The following is a 3502-nucleotide window of genomic DNA, read 5'->3' as shown; positions in this document are numbered from 1 at the left end:
GGGGGCGGGTGGGGGGATCGCTCACCGGCGCGTGCGGGGTGCCTCCCCCGCTCTCGGCTTCGCTCGAGCCGGGGGGACCCCCATCGCCCACCCGTGCCGCCCTGGGGGTCCCCCCCAGGCCCTTAAGGCACTGGGGGAGGCACGACTGCCCGCAGCTACGTGCGGCACGGCCACCCGCAGCTCCGCCGGGTCGTTATCCCCGCTGCCCGTACCCCCGCAACCGCTCCCCCGCCGCCCTCAGCTGGTCGTCGGACAGGAGGGTCGGAGTCAGGCCGGGGACCGAGGAGGCGGTCAGCCAGAGGTGGCACATCCACTCGAGCTGGGCGGTGCGGTCGTAGGCCTGGTCGAGGGTGGCGCCGTAGGTGAGGGTGCCGTGGTTCTGGAGGAGGCAGCCGGAGCGGTCGGCGAGGGCGTGCAGCATGTTCTCGGCCAACTCCTCGGTGCCGTACGTCGCATACGGGGCAACCCGGACGGGCCCGCCGAGCGCGCCGGCCATGTAGTGGATCGCGGGGAGCTCGCGGACGAGCGTCGAGACGGCGGTGGCGTGCACGGCGTGGGTGTGGACGACGGCGCGGGCGTCGGTGGTGCGGTACACGGCGAGATGCATGGGCAGTTCGCTCGTCGGGACGAGCGTGCCGCGCACCTGCCGTCCGTCGAGGTCGACGGCGGTCAGGTCGTCCGGCGTGAGCCGGTCGTAGGGGACGCCCGACGGTGTGACCAGGACCGTGTCCCGGACGCGTACGGACACATTGCCGGACGTACCGACGACCAGTCCGTCGGCCACGGTCCGGCGGGCCGTCGCCACGAGCGCCTGCCAGGCCCGGAACTCCTCGTCCCGCACACCGCTCATCCGCGACTCCCCCACTTCCTGTGCGCCCTCCCGGCCGCCCCGGACGTCCCGCTGGTCCCGCCGCTTTTCCGCCATGCCGTGATCCTGCCAGGGAGGCCGTCGGGCGGTTGCCGCGCCGGGGCACTGTAGGGCGGAAGCGGCACGTCCGGAAGGGTGCATATCGACACAGATCCCCCCTCACCCCTACTTGGCCGGAGATCGATGAGCATTCAACGATCTTCCCGTACTCTCTGGGGGGATTTGTCATGCACGTTGCCATTCCGGGGGGGAAACATGGCCCGTGACCGCAAACCATTCCGCCATCGCAGCCGCCTCGCCGCGGCGTCGGTGGCAGCCCTCGCGATCGGGGGGACCGCACTGGCCGAGATTCCGGCCTCGGCGGCGAGCAAGCCGAAGGGGCACGACGTCTCGTCCCATCAGAAGAACGTCAACTGGCAGAGCACGAAGTCCAAGGGCGCCCGGTTCGTCTACGTCAAGGCGACCGAGTCCACCACGTACCGCAACCCGTACTTCAGCCAGCAGTACAACGGCGCACGGAACGCAGGCCTGATACGCGGGGCCTACCACTTCGCACTGCCGAACAAGTCGTCGGGCAAGGCCCAGGCGGCGTACTTCGTCCGCAACGGCGGCGCCTGGCGCGGGGACGGCTGGACGCTGCCCCCCGCGCTCGACATCGAGTACAACCCGTACGACAAGAAGCACAAGTGCTACGGCCTGAGCAAGGCGAAGATGGTCAGCTGGATCAAGGCCTTCAGCGACGAGGTGAAGCGGCTCACCGGCCGCCGCCCCGTGATCTACACCACCACCCACTGGTGGAACACCTGCACGGGCAGCAGCCGCGCCTTCGCCGGCAATCACGCACTGTGGATAGCGCGCTACGACTCGGCGAGCACGGGAACACTCCCGGCCGGGTGGTCGTTCTGGACGCTCTGGCAGTACGACAACAGCGGCAGCCTGCCGGGTGACCAGAATCTCTTCAACGGCTCGACGACCCAGTTGAGGAAGTTCGCAAAGGGCTCGTAGCCGGGCGCCACGGGGCCGTCGATCCCTGACCGGACGACGGCCCCCACCTTGCGACACCAGGGAGCCCCCCTCAGTTCACCTTTCGTTCACTTGGGTTACGTACGTTCGTCCAGCCAATGACCTCGAACGATTGCCTGGGTAAATGGAAGGCATCTCGCTGATCCTCGCGATTGTGGTGGTAACCGCACTCGCGTTCGATTTCACGAACGGTTTCCACGACACCGCGAACGCGATGGCAACCACCATCTCCACCGGTGCCCTCAGACCCAAGGTCGCGGTGGCCATGTCCGCCATCCTCAACCTGGTCGGCGCCTTCCTCTCGGTGGAAGTCGCCAACACGATCTCCAAGGGGCTGGTCGACGAGAGCGGCATACGTCCCGAGGTCATCTTCGCCGCACTCGTCGGCGCGATCCTGTGGAACCTGGCGACCTGGCTCGTAGGCCTCCCGTCGTCCTCCTCACACGCCCTCATGGGCGGTCTGATCGGCGCCACCATCGCCTCGGCCGGCGTGGGCGCCGTGCACGGCGACGCGCTCGTCACCAAGGTGCTGATCCCGGCGATCGCCGCCCCGCTGGTGGCCGGCATCGCGGCGATGCTCGCCACGCGGCTGACGTACCGGCTCGGCAGGAAGGCCGACGGCAAGGCGGCCGCGAAGGGCTACCGGGCCGGCCAGGTCGCCTCCGCCGGCCTCGTCTCCCTCGCCCACGGCACCAACGACGCGCAGAAGACCATGGGCATCATCACCCTCGCCCTGGTCGCCGGCGGCTCCCTCGCCCCCGACTCCGACCCGCCGATGTGGGTCATCCTCTCGGCGGGCCTGGCCATCGCGCTCGGCACCTACCTCGGCGGCTGGCGCATCATCCGCACCATGGGCAAGGGCCTGACCGACCTCCAGCCGCAGCAGGGCTTCGCCGCGCAGACCAGCGCCGCGACGGTCATCCTGGCCTCCTCCCACCTGGGCTTCTCGCTGTCCACCACGCACTCGGTCTCCGGTGCGGTGATGGGTGCGGGTCTCGGCCGCAAGGGCGGGGTCGTGCGCTGGTCCACCGCCACCCGCATGTTCGTCGCCTGGGGCCTGACCCTGCCGGCCGCCGCGCTGGTCGGTGCCGTCGCGGAGTGGGTGACCGGCTTCGGCTCGTGGGGCACCGCGCTCGTCGCCGTCTTCCTGGTCGCCTCCAGCGCCGCGATCTGGAAGCTCTCCCGGCGTGAGGTCGTCGACCACACGAACGTCAACGACACGGCGGAGGAACCGGCCGGTGTCGTGACGACCGCGATGGCCGCCGTGGCCACGCCCCCGCCCGGCGCGGCCGAGGGCCTGACGGCCACGATCCCCGCGCAGCCCGCATCCGCGGACCAGGCGCCTTCCCAGGCCGCCGTCTGAGCCCCCCAGGTACGAAGGAAGCAGAAGCAGCATGAAGATCGACTGGGCGGCCCTCGGCTCCGTCTTCGGCGTCAGCCTCGTGGCCACCGTGGCCCTCGTGGGCCTGTTCACCCTCGGCATCGCGGGCCTGTCCCGCCGGGAGCGCGCGGCGGCGCAGGGCGACTCTGCCGCGCTCGCCGTCGCGGGGGCGTACGCCGCCTTCGCGGCATGTGCGGCGGCGGTGGCGTACGGGATCTATCTGATCGTGG

The 3502-nt window shown here is 70.5% G+C and carries 4 protein-coding genes; 3 read left to right on the top strand and 1 reads right to left on the bottom strand.

Features of this window, described 5'->3' with window-relative positions; genetic code table 11:
* Positions 1-193 precede the first annotated feature (193 nt).
* Positions 194-925, bottom strand: a complete 732-nt coding sequence (locus tag ACTWQJ_RS48620) for a class II aldolase/adducin family protein (RefSeq protein WP_443312772.1) — start codon at positions 923-925, stop codon at positions 194-196.
* A 198-nt stretch (positions 926-1123) separates the two neighbouring features.
* On the opposite strand from ACTWQJ_RS48620, the gene ACTWQJ_RS48615 reads away from it, so the two are divergent.
* From ACTWQJ_RS48615 to ACTWQJ_RS48605, 3 genes are all read left to right on the top strand, one after another.
* Positions 1124-1873, top strand: a complete 750-nt coding sequence (locus ACTWQJ_RS48615; protein ID WP_443312771.1) for a lysozyme — start codon at positions 1124-1126, stop codon at positions 1871-1873.
* Between the two features lie 142 nt (positions 1874-2015).
* Entirely contained in the window at positions 2016-3254 is a 1239-nt protein-coding gene (locus ACTWQJ_RS48610) for an inorganic phosphate transporter (protein WP_443312770.1), read from the top strand.
* A gap of 31 nt (positions 3255-3285) precedes the next feature.
* Positions 3286-3502: hypothetical protein (locus tag ACTWQJ_RS48605; RefSeq protein WP_443312769.1), on the top strand; the 217-nt coding region annotated here is incomplete at its 3' end.

Source organism: Streptomyces sp. KR55, from assembly GCF_052245645.1.
In the GTDB taxonomy this organism is placed as follows: domain Bacteria; phylum Actinomycetota; class Actinomycetes; order Streptomycetales; family Streptomycetaceae; genus Streptomyces; species Streptomyces flavusporus.
This window is presented reverse-complemented; position numbering and strand designations above follow the sequence as displayed.